The 16,949-nt window shown below is 74.2% G+C and carries 11 protein-coding genes; 5 read left to right on the top strand and 6 right to left on the bottom strand.

Features of this window, described 5'->3' with window-relative positions; translation table 11 throughout:
* Positions 1-8 precede the first annotated feature (8 nt).
* Both ACFWPQ_RS41390 and ACFWPQ_RS41395 read right to left on the bottom strand, forming a co-directional pair.
* Positions 9-431, bottom strand: a complete 423-nt coding sequence (locus ACFWPQ_RS41390) for a phage tail protein (RefSeq protein ID WP_089100302.1) — start codon at positions 429-431, stop codon at positions 9-11.
* Between the two features lie 55 nt (positions 432-486).
* A complete protein-coding gene (locus ACFWPQ_RS41395; RefSeq protein WP_384047091.1) occupies positions 487-1,005 on the bottom strand; it encodes a hypothetical protein in 519 nt (172 codons plus the stop codon).
* A 1,903-nt stretch (positions 1,006-2,908) separates the two neighbouring features.
* Between ACFWPQ_RS41395 and ACFWPQ_RS41400 the strand changes: the two genes are divergently transcribed.
* Complete coding sequence (locus tag ACFWPQ_RS41400) at positions 2,909-3,988, top strand: hypothetical protein (RefSeq protein ID WP_384047094.1); 1,080 nt, start codon at positions 2,909-2,911, stop codon at positions 3,986-3,988.
* Here the strand turns inward: ACFWPQ_RS41400 and ACFWPQ_RS41405 are convergent.
* The 4 genes from ACFWPQ_RS41405 to ACFWPQ_RS41420 form a co-directional block, all read right to left on the bottom strand.
* Entirely contained in the window at positions 3,925-4,095 is a 171-nt protein-coding gene (locus tag ACFWPQ_RS41405; RefSeq protein ID WP_361297466.1) for a DUF6760 family protein, read from the bottom strand. The genes ACFWPQ_RS41400 and ACFWPQ_RS41405 overlap by 64 nt on opposite strands.
* Positions 4,092-4,562 carry a hypothetical protein gene (locus ACFWPQ_RS41410; protein WP_189262971.1) on the bottom strand — a complete coding sequence of 157 codons (471 nt, stop codon included), beginning with the start codon at positions 4,560-4,562 and terminating at the stop codon, positions 4,092-4,094. The genes ACFWPQ_RS41405 and ACFWPQ_RS41410 overlap by 4 nt, the downstream gene beginning before the upstream one ends.
* Positions 4,562-5,005 (bottom strand): phage tail protein, encoded by a 444-nt coding sequence (locus ACFWPQ_RS41415; RefSeq protein WP_351494137.1) that lies wholly within the window; start codon positions 5,003-5,005, stop codon positions 4,562-4,564. The genes ACFWPQ_RS41410 and ACFWPQ_RS41415 overlap by 1 nt, the downstream gene beginning before the upstream one ends.
* Before the next feature lie 70 nt (positions 5,006-5,075).
* Complete coding sequence (locus tag ACFWPQ_RS41420) at positions 5,076-6,659, bottom strand: phage tail sheath subtilisin-like domain-containing protein (protein ID WP_384047097.1); 1,584 nt, start codon at positions 6,657-6,659, stop codon at positions 5,076-5,078.
* Positions 6,660-7,003: 344 nt separating this feature from the next.
* Here ACFWPQ_RS41420 and ACFWPQ_RS41425 point away from each other — a divergent pair, with 344 nt between their 5' ends.
* The 4 genes from ACFWPQ_RS41425 to ACFWPQ_RS41440 all read left to right on the top strand — a co-directional run bounded on the left by ACFWPQ_RS41425 (position 7,004) and on the right by ACFWPQ_RS41440 (position 16,930).
* A complete protein-coding gene (locus tag ACFWPQ_RS41425; RefSeq protein WP_384047100.1) occupies positions 7,004-12,325 on the top strand; it encodes a hypothetical protein in 5,322 nt (1,773 codons plus the stop codon).
* A gap of 93 nt (positions 12,326-12,418) precedes the next feature.
* Positions 12,419-13,948, top strand: a complete 1,530-nt coding sequence (locus tag ACFWPQ_RS41430; protein WP_384047103.1) for a DUF4157 domain-containing protein — start codon at positions 12,419-12,421, stop codon at positions 13,946-13,948.
* An 83-nt stretch (positions 13,949-14,031) separates the two neighbouring features.
* Positions 14,032-15,474: a hydrolase gene (locus tag ACFWPQ_RS41435; protein ID WP_384047106.1), complete on the top strand. Its 1,443-nt coding sequence runs from the start codon at positions 14,032-14,034 to the stop codon at positions 15,472-15,474.
* A 4-nt stretch (positions 15,475-15,478) separates the two neighbouring features.
* On the top strand, positions 15,479-16,930 hold the full coding sequence (locus ACFWPQ_RS41440; protein WP_384047109.1) for an RICIN domain-containing protein: 1,452 nt from the start codon (positions 15,479-15,481) through the stop codon (positions 16,928-16,930).
* Positions 16,931-16,949 lie beyond the last annotated feature (19 nt).

Raw genomic sequence — 16,949 nt, forward strand, 5'->3', positions numbered from 1 at the left:
TCTGCCTCTCAGTCCGTGAATCCGTGGTGGGCGATCTCCAGGACCTCGGTGGCGACGGACGGGCTGCCCGCGTCCAGGGAGGGCCCCTGCCAGCTCACCGGCAGCACGTCGAGAAGCCCCCACCGGGCGACCTCCGAACCGTCCGCGCGCAGCGCCGTGATCTGCCCGGTGGGCCGCTCGATCCCGGTCTGCACGGACGAGATCCACTTCGCGACCTTCGAGGTGTCCGGGGTGAGCGGGCGGGTCAGCCGGATGTGGGAGAAGGTGACCCGGGTCGGCAGCTGCCACACGAACCCGTTGTTCCCGCCCTCCTGCCGCTGCTCGATCTCCACCTGCGAGGACAGTCCCTCGCACCCGTTGAAGTAACCGAGGTCCTCGCCGTCGATGGAGAGGCTGAACCAGACCGTGGTTCCCGGGTCCTGGCGATCCATCGGGGGCCTTTCTGTGGAGGTGGAGTGGGTGCGCGGGTGTCGTGATCAGTCGCCATCAGGGGCGGAAGTCGCGGAGCTTGCCCACGCGTTCGCGGTCGCGGCGGAGTTCGGTGCGGACGTGCCGGGTGATCCGGTCGATGATCCGGTGGACGAGGGCGTCCACCTGGAACTCGGTGAGAGCACGCGGGTCGAAACCGCCGCCCTCGATCGCCGTGTAGCCGGGGGGCGGATCGTCGGCGGCCGAGGCGGAGGCGGAGTACCCGGGTGGCGGCGGGTCGTCGGAGGGCGGTGGCTGCCTGGCCGTCTGGGTCCGGGGAGCAACGGCGCGCGTGGTGTGGGTGGTACTCGTGACCGGCGCCTTTTTCAGGGAGGTCGTGGGGTGGTCCACGGGGAGCGCGGTGGTGAGCGGGGCGCGCTGGACGACGAGGGGGGCGACGGGCAGGGGGGCGGTGGCGGAGATCGGGGTGGTGGGGCGCAGGGGGACGGCCTGGGCGGGCGCGGGGGTGGAGGTGGCGGTGGAGGCGGCGTTCGGCTTGACCGGCAGGGCGGCATGCGGAGTCGCGGCTCGCTGCACGAAGAGGGGCAGGGGTGCCGTCGGTCCGGTGGGCGGCGGGGGGCTCGCGGGGAGCGGCGACTGCGCCGCCCGGGGGCTTCCGGGCCCGGGAACGGCACCCCGCTGCACGAAGGGGGGCAGCGGTGCGGCCATGGCCGAGGGGCCCGCCGTGGTGGGGCCGGGACGAGAGGGTGGCGGTGTCGGTACCGGTATCGGTACGGGGCCGGTGGCGGCGGGCTGCGCATGCCCGGCCGCCGTCGGCGTGGGCGTGGGCAGGCCCGGAGCGGACGCCCGCTGGACCGGCAGGGGCGGCGCTGCGGGGACCGGCCGGGAGGTGGCGGTCGGCGCCTCCCCGGAGGGACCCGCCGACGGACCACCTGACGAGCCACCTGACGAACCGCTCGCCGCCCGCCGCTGCACGGACGGCACAGCCGCCCGGCGGCCGACGGACCTCGCGACGGCCGCGCTCGCGACCGGACCCGTGAAGGGGGCGCCGAGACCGAGGCGGGGTGAAGCGGGAGTGGTCGCACCGGCACGCTGTACGGAGGCGGGGGGAGAGGCGAGGGGGGAGGCGGGGGCGGGCCCAGGGACCGACGTCGGCGCGGGCGCGGGCGCGGGCCGGGTCTCCGTGGCCGGAGTGGAGGACGACGGAACGGGTCCCCGCCCGCGCGGACCCGGCGACGTCTGCGCGTCCGGCACCACCGCTCCCGGCACGGCAGCGGAGGAGGCCCGCGGACCCTCTGCCGTCCGCCGCTGTACGGACACCTCACGGCCACCGCCGCCGGGCGCGCGCGAAAGCGGGGCGCCGAGGCCGGGGCGGGGGGCGTCCGGGGACGACGCGGCACGCTGCACAGAAGCCGGAGCCTGAGCCGGAGCCTGAGCCGACGAGGGAGTGGGAGCAGCAGCGGGCGTGGGCGCCGCCGTCGAGGTGCCGGCCGTAGCGTCCCGGCCGGGCTCACGGGGTGGCGTCGGCACGGCAGCCGGTACGGTTCCCCGCGCTGCCGGACCTGGCGCTTCCCCTACGGCACCGGGTGCGCCCGCGTCTTCCACCACCCTTCGCTGCACAGGCGTCTCGCGGCCACCGGTCGCCGTCGAGGACGCCGAGGGTCGCGCACGCCGCGGGACGGGGGGCGTGGCCGGCACGGTGGGCGAAGAAGCCGTGGCGGCTTCGGTGCCGGTGGCCGTCGTGCCGGTGGCCGTCGTGCCGGTCGGGGGCGTGGGTGCCGAACTCGCCGCCGTGCGGCCGCTGTCCGGTGACGACGCGGTGTTCCGCGCGGCCTGGCCGGTGACGGCACGGCGCTGCACGGAGGGCGTCGCGGGGCTGCCGGGCGACTGCTGCGGGGTCGTCGTCGAGCCGCTGGGCACGGTCGGAGAAACCGGCGCGCGACGGTCGCTCACAGCCTGCCGCTGCACAGGGGTCGACGCCCCGGCGCCGGGCATGCCGGAAGGCCCGCCGACGCCCGGGGGCGTGGCAGGCGACGTGGGCGGCGCGGGGGGCGTGGCAGGGACAGCCGGGGGTGTCGTCGTAGGAGACGCGGGGGCCGGACGAGCCGTGGCCCCGGGCAAGCCGGGTGCCGAGGCCGTGCCGCCACCGCCACCGCCACCGCCACCGCCACCGCCACCGCCACCGCCACCGCCACCGCCACCGCCACCGCCACCGCCACCGCCACCGCCGGAGGATGCCCTGGCCGGAGCCGGACCTGTCGTGTTCGGCCGGGCTGTCGACGGTCCACCGGCGGATGCGGACCGCTGTACGACGGCAGGTGCCGGAGCCCGTCCGGGAGCGGCGCTCCGAGAAGCGGGCGGAGTCCCGCCGGAGGAGGTGCTACCGGGGACGGCGCCGGCGTCACCGCCGCCACGCGGGCGCCCCCAGCCCCCGCTCACCCGCACCGGATCCCCGCCGTCGGCCGCCTGTCGTACGACCGTGTCCCGCGCCGTTCCGGCCCCCGCTCGGTCGCCCTCGCCCGAGGCGGTCACCGCGCCCTCGGCAACCGTCGCCCGCGGCGCCGACGGCAACGTACGCCGCTGCACGGCCGTCACCGACGTGCCGGCCGGTGCCTGCGTGAGCGCGCTGCGGCGCGGCGGGACGGGCGGTGCGGGCACAACGCGCGGACCGGTGGCCGGAGCCGGCACGACCGGAGTCGGCTGCGCCGCCCAGGCCACCGGCACCGCCGTCGAGGGGGCGGCCGTCGGTGTGGCCGACCGCTGGACGGCGGGCGTCGCCCGCTGCCCCTTCCCCTCCGCGGAGGGCGCCGTTCCCCCGGCCGCGACGGTCGACGGAGCCGACGGGAGCGCCGAGTTCGACGTGCCGTTCCCGTTCCGTGCCGCTCCCGCCGTCACCCCCGGCGTCCGGGCAGCCGCACCGCCACCACGTCGTCCGGCCAACGGCACCCGCTGCACCGCAGGCGCCACCGAACCGGCCGTACCCGCCGATCCGGCCGTACCCGCCGCTCCAGCAGCCCCCGCCGAACCACCCCCCACTGCCCCCACCGCCCGCAGCGGCACCACCGGAACCGAGGACCTCCGGCCGCCCGTCGGCCCCGGTTGCCCCGCCGCTCCCGTCGGCCCCGCCAACGGCAGTGCCTGCACCGGACGTTCGAGGCCGGACATGGCACCCGCGCCCGCCCCGGGCGTCCCGGCAAGGCCGCCCCCGGCGAGACGCGCGCTGGACTCGCCGTCCAGGACCGCGTGCGAGCGGGTGCCCGTGAACGACGGGTTCTGCCAGGTCGGCAACCGGCCGCCGAACCCGGCGTCCGCGACCGGCCCGCCCGTCCCCAGCGCACGCTGGATCGGCGGCAGCCCGGTCCAGGCCGCCGCCACCACGGGGCGCGGCGCCTCCGCAGGCGTCTCAGGTCTGTTCGCGTTCCCGTTCCCGGGCTCGCCGACATCGGAGGACGCCCCCCGGCCCCGCCCCCGCATCCGATCCCACAGCCCCACCCGTCAGCCCTCCGCCCCTGCGGCGGCCGTCGCCCTGGTCACCAGGGACGCGATCTCCGCCGTGTAGCGACGTCGGTCGGCGTGCTCCAGGTCCAGGATGTCCTCCAGGTTCCAGTGGAAGTGGTAGGCGACGTACGCGATCTCCTCGTGCAGCCGGTCGGTCGCGTACGTCACGATTCCCCCAGGCGGCTCCCGCCGAGTTCCACTTCGAAGGGCTCCGAGCAGTGCGGGCAGTTGACCGCGGCCCGGGTGTGCCCCTCCGCGTTGATCTGGCGGTAGAAGTCCTGCAGGAACGCCAGGTCGGAGGCGAACATGTTCTCCACGATCCCGTCGTGGACGAGGGCGAGCGTGCCGAGGCGGGTGATGACCCGGCCCAGCAGCACCACCGACAGGAACGCCGGGTTCTCCTGGACGCGGACGTCCCGCAGCGGGATCAGCTCGTCGCGTGCCGTGGACAGGCGCATCACGCCGTCGCGGTGGACGGTGCCCTGCTCGTCGACGTACCCGCGCGGGAGCTGGAACGGGAACTCCGTGCGCAGCACCTCGACGGGCGTCTGCGGTTGCTGGGGGGCCTGGGGCGCCGGCTCCTCCGGTGCGAGCGGCGCGCCCACTCCCCCGGCCCTGACAGCCGAACGCCTCATTACTCGATGACCAGTTCTTCGAACGTGATGGTCACCGATTCGGTCAGCGCGGACGCCTCGCCCGCCTTGACCGTGCTGGTGTCGATCTTGCTGCACCAGGCGTTGCGCAGGTTGTAGCGCTTCACCGGGTTGTTCTCGAAGTCCATCATGATGATGGAGGCGTTCTTGCGGGCCGTGGCCATCTGGCCGTTGATCGACTCGTTGATCCACTGGGTGAACGACGAGGACTGGGTCATACCGCGGACGACCGTGCAGGTGCCGTTCTTCTTCACGCCCGGCAGGTTGCGGACGTGGTTCTTCCCGTCCGGCGTGTTCTGCTGGTAGGTGATGACGTCCTGCTCCATCGTCATGCCGCTGACCTCGGCGAGGTACTCGACCATCACGCCGTCGATCTGCAGGCCGAAATTGTGCGATGTGAGGGCGTCACCCGGCTGGAGACTCATGTGTTACTGCCCGTTCTTCTCAAGGTGCCGTGACATCAAGGGGGTTGGGGACCGAGGGGCCCGGGGCTCGCTACTCCTGCAGCTCGCCGCTGCCGCTGCTGAACTGGGCCAGCCGGAAGATGACGAACTCGGCGGGCTTGACAGGGGCGATGCCGATCTCGCAGATCACGCGGCCGACGTCGACCGACTCCGGCGGGTTGGTCTCCTCGTCGCACTTGACGTAGTACGCCTCCTCGGGCCGCTGCCCGAACAGGGCGCCGCTGCGCCACTCGTTGACCAGGAACGCGGAGATGTTGCGCCGGATCCGGGCCCAGAGGTTGTGGTCGTTGGGCTCGAAGACCACCCACTGGGTGCCGATCAGGATCGACTCCTCCAGGTAGTTGAAGTACCGGCGGATGTTCAGGTAGCGCCAGGCCGGGTCGGAGGAGAGGGTACGGGCGCCCCAGATGCGGATGCCGCGGCCCGGGAAGGCGCGGATGCAGTTCACGCCGATCGGGTTGAGGAGGTCCTGCTCGCCGCGGGTGATCTGGAGCTCCAGGTCCACGGCGCCGCGGATGACCTCGTTCGCGGGGGCCTTGTGGACACCGCGCTCGGCGTCGTTGCGGGCCCAGACGCCGGACACGTGGCCGGACGGCGGGATCAGCCGGGACTGGCCGGAGGACGGGTCGAAGGTCTTGATCCAGGGGTAGTACAGGGCCGCGTACTTGGAGTCGTAGCCGGCCGTCTCCTGGCGCCAGACCCGGATCTGGCGGGCGTTGAGGCCCGGCGGCGGGTCGATGACCGCGACCCGGTCGCCCATCAGCTCGCAGTGCGCGATCAGGCCGAGCTGGACGGCCTTGACCTGCTCCAGGTCGATCGCACCGCGCTGGTAGGCGGCCATCAGGTCGGGGACGGCCACCATGGACACCTCGTCGACGGCCTCCAGGCCGCCGAAGCCGGTGCGGTCGGCCGAGTCGCCCAGGTACTCGGCGGGGCCGGGGTGCGAACCGGCGTCCGCGACGGGGGACGCGGACGCCGGCGTCTGGGTGGGGGCCGCGAGGGCCACCGTCTGGTTCTCCGGACGGGCCAGCTGCGCGGCGGGCGCGGCCTCGGTCACGGTGATGAGCCGGGAGCGCTCCTTGACCTGCGTGACGACGTAGTTGCGGCCGCCCTTCTTCGCGGTCACGTCGAAGGTCTCGGCGACCTTGCCGGCGTCCTTGACGACCAGCCTGAAGCGTTCGGCGGGACCCTCGCCCTCCGGGTCGGCGACCTCGACGCTCAGGTCGCCGGAGGCGATGGCGCTGACGCTGAAGGTGCCGAGCGGCTTGGCCTCGCCGGGCGGCAGGGCGGCCGGGGCGGCGGAACCCCGCAGCGCGGCGGGGGACTTGGCCTCGCCCCCGGCGCCCTCGTCGGAGCCGCCGACGCGGACGACGTACGCCGCGGAGCCGCCGTTGTTGAAGAAGCCGTAGACGGAGTGCGCGAGGTAGTACCCGTCGGTGAACTCACCGAAGGACGCGACGTACTGCGTCCAGTTGGTCACGAGTGTCGGCTCGTTCAGCGGACCGGTCGGGGCCAGGCCCACGAAGGCCGCCACCGACGTGCCCACCCCCTCGATGGGGCGCGAGCCGCTGGCCACCTCCTCGACGTAGACGCCGGGCGACAGGTAGGACGGCATGCTCTGCTCTCCTCGGGGTACGAGACAGGAACGCTTCCCACCCTCACGCGCGAAGCGCGTCCGCCGAAACGGCCACCGGTGCCCGGGCCCGGGCACATCCGTTGCCCCCAAGGGCAGCCCTGGGGGGCAGCCGTCCGCCGTACGTCGCTGGTCACCGGCCCGGAAGCATCCCCGACTCCCGTTCGTTAACCGGTCCGTTCAGTGACCTTCCCCTTGTGGACCAGCCCTGTTCACGCACTACCCTGCACGGCCAGGCGGGCTGCGCCCCGCTCACCGGCGCCCGCACGCGCCACCAGGACGACGCGGACGGGGCCCCTGGTCCCGGCGGGACGGGAGTGCGCGGGGTGCGGCGGACACGGAAACCGGTGCCGGGCGACGGCGGGGCGAGCGGTGCCGGGGTGAGCCGTGCCGGGCAGGGCAGCGGAGGCGGCGGCCTCTCCCGGCGGCAGCCGCTGATGTCGGGTGCGCTGGGCGGGCACCCGGCCGCCGTCGAGATGCAGAACCTGCAGAGCAGGGCGGGCAACGCCGCCGTGGCCGGCCTGGTCGAGGGCGGCAGGCAGCCCGCGCCGACCCGTACTCCGCCGCCCGTACCCACCGAGGCCCGGACGCAGGGGCCGCTCACGCTTCCCCCGTACCTGGCGGCGATGACCTCGGCGGGCCTGTCCACCGCCTCCGGGCTGACCGGCCACTCGTTCGTCGCCGCGGAGGTGACCCGGGTCACCGGGCAGGACGGCGCCGAAGTCGAAGCGATCCAGGAGGAGTTGGCGGGGCGGCCGGAGACCTTCTACGGCCGCGGGCGGGCCTTCGCCGTACGCGGGCCGAAGGGGGCGTCGTACGACGTCACCGTCGCCGTCAGGCCGCGGGACGAGGACGACGCGGCCGCGCTGTCGTTCCCGGACAGCGCCCAGGGCGAGGACGCCGACACCAAGGTCGACCACCTGCACAACTCGGCGGGCACGGTGGCCGCCGACACGGTCCGCACCCGCCAGTGGGGCGCCAGCGCCTCCGGCACCGTCCTCGTCCCGACGCCCACGCCCGGGGTCCTGGGCGGCGCGCAGCTCGCCGCCGGAGCCGCCCTGACCTCCACCCAGGACACCCACTCCAACCGCACCGTCTCCGAGCCCCGGACCTTCCGCAGCGGCGGCGGCACGGTCACCGCCCGGCGCCGGGTGAGCTTCGTCGTACGCATCAAGCAGCACGGCGCGCGGGGCCGGCACGCCGCGAGCGGCGACGGCGGCCTCGACATGCGCGTCCCGCACGAGCACCTGGTGCCGCACGGCACCGCACGGCCGGTCCCCGGGCCGGAGCTGAGCGAGGAGCAGGCCACCTCGGTGCGGCAGGCCGTGTCCATGGCGGCGCTGGCCGTGGAGGACCCCGGCGGCCCGCACGGCGGTGGCGGCGGCCTGTTCGACACGGTCGCCTCCGTGCTCGCGCCCTCGGTGACCGCGCCCGGCGCGCCCGGCCGGGCCCGGCTGTTCCAGGCCACCTCCGGCACGACCGTGCTGCAGGACCTGCCCCGGCTCCTCGCCGGCTGGGTGCCCGGCGAGGACCTGCCCGCCAAGGACGGCAGCGCCGCGAGCGCGTACCGGATGCGCGCCGACATCGTGTCCCTGACCCCCGGCTGGGGTGCGGGGCAGACCCAGCTGCGCACCCACCAGCAGAGCGCGCACGGCGCGGGCCGCACCGGCTCCAAGGGCGCGAGCGCGCTGTTCGGGGCCGGTCCCGCGGTCGCCTTCGGCGCCCCGGGGGTACCGCCGGTCGCCCGGTTCCAGGGCATGGGCTCCGGCGCTCTGAAGAGCGCCCGGTTCTCGTCGTCCGACCAGAGCGTGGCCACCCGGAAGGGCGCCGAGATCCGCGGTGACAAGGTGCTCTACCTCGGCCGGGTCCGGCTGACCGTGCAGGGCGTGGGACCCGCGTCCCCCGCGCAGCGGCTGCACCCCGGGCAGCGCACGGCCGAGCACACCCTGGACAGCTGGGTCAGCCTGAGCGCCCAGGAGGCCCGGCACATCGGGCTGCCGCTGCCGGAGGGCGTCCGGGCGGACCCCCTGCACCGCAAGCCCACCGAGACCGCGCCCGACGGGACCGAGCGCGAGACCGAACGCCGGCTGCCGTTCGGCGCCGCCGGAAACAGCGTCTCCCTCACCCACCTGGACGTGCGCCCCCTCGTCGAGGCGCTGGAGCGGCTGTTCGCGTCCCGGCCCGAACTGGCCGGCTACCTCCCCGACTTCGGCACCGGCGACCGTCCGGCCGGGCAGATCCCCGACCCGGCGGAGGCCGAGGCGCGCATGCGCAACTACCGCGAGCTGGTCACCGTGCTCTCGGAGACCAACCTGCGGGCGAAGAAGAACCAGCTGCTGGGCGCCGGCGTCCCGGTGCGGCTGCGCCGGAAGACCACGCTGCACTCCCACGACGTGCAGGTCCGGGTGCGCGGGCGGGTCGGCGAGCTCAGCTATCTCGGCGACACCGACAACTGGCTGGTGCGCAGCAGTTCGGGCGTCGCCTCCGGCGGGCAGACCGGCCGCGCCACCGCCCGCCGGGCCGGTGTCCAGGGCAGTGCCAACGTCACGCTGCTGCCGGGCGCTCTGTCCTTCGGCGTCACCGCCAACGCCGCCGTCGAGAGCGCCCGCCGGGTCCAGGGCGGGCCCGCGGTCCGCGGCGACTCGCTCAACAGCGGCGACGTGAGGACGAGTACGTTCGGTACCCGGCTGATGCTCGACGCCAAGGTCACCATGACCACCCGGGAGCGCACCCTGAAACGCTCCCTCACCCCCGGCAGCCCGGGCCGCGAGCAGCCCGAGGCCCGACCCGTCGCCTCGCTGGGCGACCTCGACGCCGCCGTACCGCAGCACTTCGACGGGAGCGCGGAGGGCCAGAACGTGGAGCTGAGCACGCCGGCCGCGCTCACCGTGGGCGCCGACGAGCACCGCAGGACGGCCGCCCGGCGGTCCAGGCCCGCCCGGTTCCACCTCGCCTCGCAGGCCACCGGCATCCACGACCTGCTCACCCGGCCGCCCGGCGCGGACACCGAACGGCAGGTGCGGGACTGGGACTTCGTGGAGACCGTCGGTGACGGCGAGCAGCTGCGGCAGCTGGCCTTCCGGCTGCTCGCCCTGGCCGCGCGCAAGGGCGACCGGGACAAGCCGGGCGACACCGCGTACCAGGCGGAGGGCCTCGCCCCGCGCCTGGCGCTGGAGGAGCGGCTCGGCCCGGAGTCCATCACCGCGGCCCTGCGGCAGGCGACCCGCACCGGCTGGGTGGTCGGCGACCTGCGCCACGCCCGGCGCACGGCCGCGCTGAACGGCGCCGTCGGCACCCGGCTGGCCCTCACCGGCCCGCGGGTCCTGCACCGCAGGCCGGAGCAGAGCGGGGTGGGCGGGGCCGGCGTGGAGAACATGGTCCTGGGCGGTCATCAGGCGTCGGGGCAGCACGCGTCGACGAAGAGCAAGGCGGTGACCTTCAACGGCACCGGGTCGGAGCGCGGCTCGGGGTGGACGCTGGCCCAGAGCGTGTCGCCCGCCTTCGGGCAGGCGACGACCACGACCGACACGTCGACGACCGGCGGCACGATCGAACGCAACGCCGTCCATCCGCGCTCCCGGCCGCTCTACCTCGTCCAGTGCGACCTGTCCGCGTGGATGGTGGCCGAGGTCGCGGTGAACGGCCGCGGCCCGTACGCCATGTCGCAGCGGCTGACGGTGCCGGGCGCCGTCGGACTCTGGCTCACCGAGCCGCAGTTGCGGAAGGCGGGCCTGAGGACGCCGGAGGAGCGGGCCCGGGAGCAGGAGCGGGCGCTGGCGGAGACCGCGGCGAAGTGGCGGCCGACATCCGGCGACCGGGCGGCGGGCACCGCCGATCCGGGCTCCGAGTCCGGACCGAGGGAGGGGCTGTCGGAGAAGGCGAGGGGCAAACTCCCGGAGCGGGCTGCGGGCGAACTCCCGGAGCGGGCGCAGGGCTCCGGCAGCCGGGACACCGGCGGGCAGGAGGAACAGGGACGGCAGGGACGGCAGGAGCAGCGGGACCGGCAGGAGCAGCAGGAGCAGCAGGTCGCTCCGCCCGCGCCACCGCGCGACGTGTCCGGCGTGCCGGCGCTCGCCGCGCACCTCCCGCTCGGGGCCGGTCTGGTCGAGGGCATGCCCGACTTCGTGCCGCTGCTCGGGCGGCTGCGGGCGGCGGTGCGGGACCGGGCGCTGGCGGCGGACCTGCTGCCGACCCGGGTGCTGGACGACCGGTTCGAGAACGTGCAGCGGCTGCTGCGGGTGCTGGACCAGGACGGCGCGGTCGGCCTGCTCGCCGGCGCCATGGACGGCGGCGTCCCCGTCGAGCTGCTGCGGAACAGTTCCGTCCCCGGCCGCCGGGCCACGTCGTACTGGGCCGTGTTCCACGTCCGCCGTACCGGACCCGGCACGGTGGCCGGGCCGTCCGGCAACGACCGGGAGATGGAGTTCGCCACCGTCGCCTCCTCACAGCGCGCGACCGGCAGCCAGGAGAGCCGCACCAGCGGGGTCGACGCCTCTCTGACCGGGGCGGGCAAGCCGCACGACGACCTGGTCGGCAGCGCGGGCGCCGTCGCGGGCCCCGGCGTCGGGAAGACCACGTCGACCAGGCAGGCCGCGTCCGCCCGGACGCAGACCGGGCTGCGCACCATCGTGGACACCGAGCCCGACTCGGTGAACGTGACGGTCCCCTTCCAGGCGGAGCTCGAACTGCGCTCCGCCGACGGCCGGCTGGCGTCCGTGACCCTCGACGGGTCCTTCCTGCACCGCGTGCTGGACAACGACCTGAAGGCCCTGGCCCACGCCCGGCCGGAGCGCGCCGCGGAACCCGCCCGGGGCAGCACGGCCCCGGTGCGCGACGCCACCGCCGCCGCCCTGGCCGCATGGCGTGCGGACGGCGCCGAACTGCCCCTGGAGGCACAGGTCAACGGCTTCCGGGGGGCACCGCAGATCCGGGAGCTGATCGGCCGGGCCATGGCACAGGCGCACGTCGGCGGCGGCTTCCGGAAGGCCGGTGACGCGGCGCACTACGCCCAGCAGGAGGCGGTGTCCACCGAGTGGCTCACGGCGGCGCTGCCGCTCCTGGCGTCGGCCGGTGCCCAGTTGCCGCCGGTGCACGTGTCCGGCGTGGAGGGCCAGGACATCGCCTGCTCCCTGCACGCGCGGCTGCGCGACGGCGAGATCCTCGGCAGGGGCGACAAGATGACGTTCGAGACGGTCGCGCAGAGCGGCGCCGAGGGACGCCCGGCGGCCGCGGACGCACAGCACGCCTCCCACCACGGCCGTTCCGCGCGGTTCATGGGCGGCGAGGGCCCGGTCCGCGCCGACTACTCGGGCATGAACAACGTCCCCGGCACGTACGGCCGCGACGGCGGCCCCACCGACGCCGCGGGCAACGCCTCCGGCACGGTGCCGCTGCGGAAGCCGAAGGCCGCTTCGCTGCTGGTGCAGTTCACCCTGCAGGTCAGGGCGGTGGCCCGGGTACGGCACCGGCACACCGGGGCGCTGCGGGATCCGGCGCGGGCGGTCGGCGTGCAGGACTACACCCTCACCTACCCGGTGGTGATCCGGATGCCCGAACCCGCCGTACGCCGCATGGCGGCCGCCGCGCGGGGCGGGCACGCGCCGGCCGATCCGCACCACGTCCTGGCCGCCGCGGACGGAGAGTCCTGAGGACGCTGCCCCCGAGACTGCCCGAACGACCCTTGCCCATCCCGCCCCGGCACTCGTAGTTGTGGTCGAGGGTCCGTCGCCGAAAGGTAGTTCATGCACGCACAGGAGGAACACGACCGGGCCGGCCGCCCGCAGGCCGCCCACCGCCAGGCGGCACGGGAGGCGTCCGCCGGCGCGGACCGTACGGCCGTGACCGGCACCGCGGCCGGGCTGCTCGCGCTCCAGCGGACGGCGGGCAACGCGGCGGTGGCCCGCACCGTCGAGGCGTCCCGCCACCAGCACGACGCGGGCTGCGGCCACGAGCCGGCGGTGCAGCGCCGGGCCCTGGTCCACCGGGTGATCGAGTCACCCGGGCAGAGCATGGACCAGACGCTGCAGTCGGAGATGGAGACCCGGTTCGACGGCGCGGACTTCAGCGGCGTACGGGTGCACACGGGTTCCCTGGCCCGGGAGTCGGCGAAGGAACTCGGCGCCAAGGTGTACACCACCGGCCGCAACATCGTGGTCGGCGACACCATGACGAAGGAGGACTGGGCCCACGAACTGACCCACTACGAGGACCAGTTGAAGGGCCCGGTCCCGGGTACGGACAACGGCGCCGGGGTGCGTGTCTCCGACGTCGACGACTCGGGTGAACGCCGGGCGGTGGACAACGCCCGCAAGGTGATGAGCGGCCCGGTGCCCCCGGTGCAGCGGATGCCGGCGGCGAGGACGGCGTCCGCCGCGCCCGCGGCCACCGACGCCGTCCAGCGGGTCACCGCCGTGCAGCGGGTCACCCAACTCGCCGTGCAGCAGGGGCCGTCCTGCTGGCTCTATGTGCTGGAGGCCATCGCCGAGCACCACGGGCTGCCCGTCCAGGCACTGTCCGTCGCGATGCGGGCCTACCCCACCACGGCCGACCGCGACGACCGCCAGCGGGAGGAGAAGCAGAAGGGGAACAAGGTCGAGGGGCGCCGGCTCGCGGTCATCATGACGGCCGAGGCGCTGGACTCCATGGTGCGCAAGCTCGACAACTGGCGCGCGCACCACGACCAGGCCGTCACGGACATCTCCCGCGACGAGGTCGCCCTGTTCGCCCGCCGGTCCATGGGGGCGGAGACCTCGCTCGACAAACTGGACTTCCAGGACGGAAAAGCACAGTTCGCCTCGATCCGCGAGGTCTATTTCAAGGCCGCCGACCGCGCCAGGATGCTGATCCAGAAGGTCGGCGCGCCCGGCGACGAGGTGAGCAAGCTCCTCGACACCGCCCCCGCCCACATCGACGCGAGCCAGAGCCTCGACGACGTACGCCTTGCCATGGAGAACCAGAGCCTGCCCTGTTACGCCGGTATCAGGCGGAGGTTCAAGCTGGGGAAGAACGACGACACGTCCGCCCCGGTGATCGACCTGACCAGCCGGTCGGCGAACACGATGGAGAGCACGGTCCACGCCGTCCTGATCGACTCCTACGACAGCTCGGCCCGAGTCGTCACCTACAAGGACCCCAACTACGGGAACGTCTCGCTGAAGGTGAGCCTCTTCCAGCTCCGGGCGATGGCCGGCAACAGCTCGCAGAGCATGACCCTGCGGCCCTACTCGACCGGCCCGCGCGCGAGGCCGGGACTCGACGAGCTGACGGACTGACCGCCGCCACTCTGCCCCGCCGGTCACGCGATGTGCCCCAAAACCTCCTGACCGGCGCGGGCGGCCGCCCCTAGCGTGACGGCGTGAGCCTGTGGACCTCCCTCGAACCCGCCTCCGCGACCGTCGATCCGGGCAGCAGCACGCGCGTGCGCCTGCGGCTGCGCAACACCGGTGACGTCGTCGACGAGTACCGCTTCGAACCGGTGGGCCCCATCGCGCCCTGGACGACCGTCGAGCCCGCCACGCTCCGGCTCTACCCGGGCACCACCGGCACCGTCGACCTGACCTTCGCCCCGCCCCGCACCCCGGACGCCACGGCCGGCCCGAACCCGTACGCGGTCCGCATCACGCCCACCGAGCACCCCGAGGCGGTCACCGTCCCCGAGGGCAACCTCACCATCACGCCCTTCACCGAACTGCGCGCGGAACTGGTCCCGCCGACCGTCAAGGGCCGCTTCCGGGGCCGTCCGAAGCTGGCGATCGACAACCTCGGCAACACCAAGCTCACCGCCTCCGTCAGCGGCAGCGACAACGGCGACCAGCTCGCCTACGACCTCCGCCCGAGCAACGTCCAGATCGAGCCGGGCCGCGCCGCCTTCGTGGACGCCACGCTGAAGCCCCGGCGGATCATCTGGTTCGGCCCGAAGGAGCAGCGGCCGTACCGGCTCACCGTGCAGCGGTCGGGGGTGACGCCGGAGCCCGTCGACGGGACCTACATCCAGCGCGGCTTCCTGCCCCGCTGGCTCGCCACCTTCTTCGGCACCCTGCTGGCCCTCGCCGTCACCTTCGCCCTGATCTGGTTCAACTACCGGCCGCACGTCCAGAGCCTCGCCCAGGAGCAAACCCAGGAGGCCGGGGTGAGCACCCTCGCGCCCAGCCCCTCGACGACCCCGACCCCGCCCCCGGCGCCCAGCGAGACCGCCGCCGCCGCGCCGGCCGCGGACCCGACCACCGAGGCCGCGGGCAACGCCGGCGGGGGAGGAGGCGGCGGAGGCGGAGGCGGCGGGGGTGCGACGGCCACCGTCACCGCCAAGCCCAAGCAGGACACGGCCGCGACCGCCGTGAACCGGCTCGCCGCCGCCGACCCGGGCGGCCGGCACATCTGCTACCGCGCCTACGTGCAGGGCTCCGGCTGGTCGAAGCCCGTCTGCGACGGCACCATCGCCGGCACGGTCGGCAAGAACACACCGATCAAGGACATCAACGTCGCGGTGTACGGCGTCGACGGCTCCGCCGGCAACTCCTTCGTCTACGACTCCCAGTCCACCAACGGGCAGGGCAAGTGGCAGACCTGGACCGCGGTCGTCGCCGACGGCAAGGACAACTACATCGGCAGCACGAAGGCGTCCGACCCGTACCTGGAGACGTTCACCCTCAACGTCGGCAACGGCCAGGTCTGCGGATTCGCCCATGTCCACAACGTGGGCTGGGGCAACCAGGCGTGCAGCGACGCCCGTCCCGCCCTTCTCACCCTGGGCACCTGGGACAACACGCTCTGGCTCGAAGCCTTCAAGCTGACGGTGTGAGCCGATGACTCTCTGGACCTCCCTCGAACCCGCCTCCGCCACCGTCGACCCGGGCGCCACGACCCGCGTACGCCTGCGGCTGCGCAACACCGGTGACGTCGTCGACGAGTACCGCTTCGAACCGGTGGGCCCCATCGCCCCCTGGACGACCGTCGAGCCGCAGACGCTCCGGCTCTACCCGGGCACCACCGGCACCGTCGACCTGACCTTCGCCCCGCCCCGCACCCCGGACGCGACCGCCGGCCCGAACCCCTACGCCATCCGCATCACGCCCACCGAGCACCCCGAGGCCGTCACCGTCCCCGAGGGCAACCTCACCATCACCCCGTTCACCGAGATCCGCGCCGAGCTCGTGCCGCCGACCGTCAAGGGCCGCTTCCGGGGCCGCCCCCAGCTGGCGATCGACAACCTCGGCAACACCAAGCTCACCGCCTCCGTCAGCGGCAGCGACAACGGCGACCAGCTCGCCTACGACCTGCACCCCAGCAACGTCCAGATCGAGCCGGGCCGCGCCGCCTTCGTCAAGGCCACCCTCAAGCCCCGGAAGATCATCTGGTTCGGGCCCAAGGAGCAGCGGCCGTACGCCCTGACCGTCCAGCGGGCGGGCGTCCATCCACAGCCTGTGGACGGCACCTACATCCAGCGCGGCTTCCTGCCCCGGTGGCTCGCCACCCTCTTCGGCACCCTGCTGGCCCTCACCATCACCTTCGTCCTGATCTGGATCAGCTACAAACCGAAGGTCGGAAGCCTCGCCCAGGAGCAGACCCAGGAGGCCGGGGTGAGCAGCATCGCCCCCAGCCCCACGGCCAGCGCGCCCCTCGCCGCCGCACCGGCGCCCTCACCGACCCAGGCGGAGCAGCAGCAGCCGGCGGACGACGGGAACGCCTCGTCGGACACCCAGGCGGGCGGCGGTGGTGGCGGCCAGTCCCAGCCGGCCCCGCAGGCGACGAAGAAGAAGACCGCGAAGCCGGTCGTCCCGCAGACGAACATCCTGCTCCGCAACACCACCACCAAGAAGTGCGCGGACATCCCCGGATACGGCAACGGCACCAGCAACGGCCCGGTGCGGGAGTACACCTGCAACGAGACCACCGCCGACAACCAGCTGTGGAACCTGGAGGTGAAGTACGCGAAGGACGGCCCCGGCTCGTCCGCGCTCTTCCAGATCCGCAACGCCAAGGACCAGTTGTGCATGGACCTGCCGGCCTACGGTTCGGCCAGGCTCTCCGCGCCGATCACCGAGTACAAGTGCGACGGCACCAAGGCCGACAACCAGCTGTGGTGGATCGACAAGCAGCCCAGCGGCGCCTACTGGATCCGCAACTTCGCCAGCGACAACCTCTGCCTGGACGTCGCGGGCTACAGCACCGGCGCCAACGACACCAACCTGACCCTGTACTACTGCTCGAACACCGACGACCAGGAATGGCAGATCGTGCGTCCGTCCGGGGACTGATGGCCTCGTAGGCGGCAGC

This window comes from Streptomyces sp. NPDC058464 (assembly GCF_042721035.1).
GTDB lineage: Bacteria > Actinomycetota > Actinomycetes > Streptomycetales > Streptomycetaceae > Streptomyces.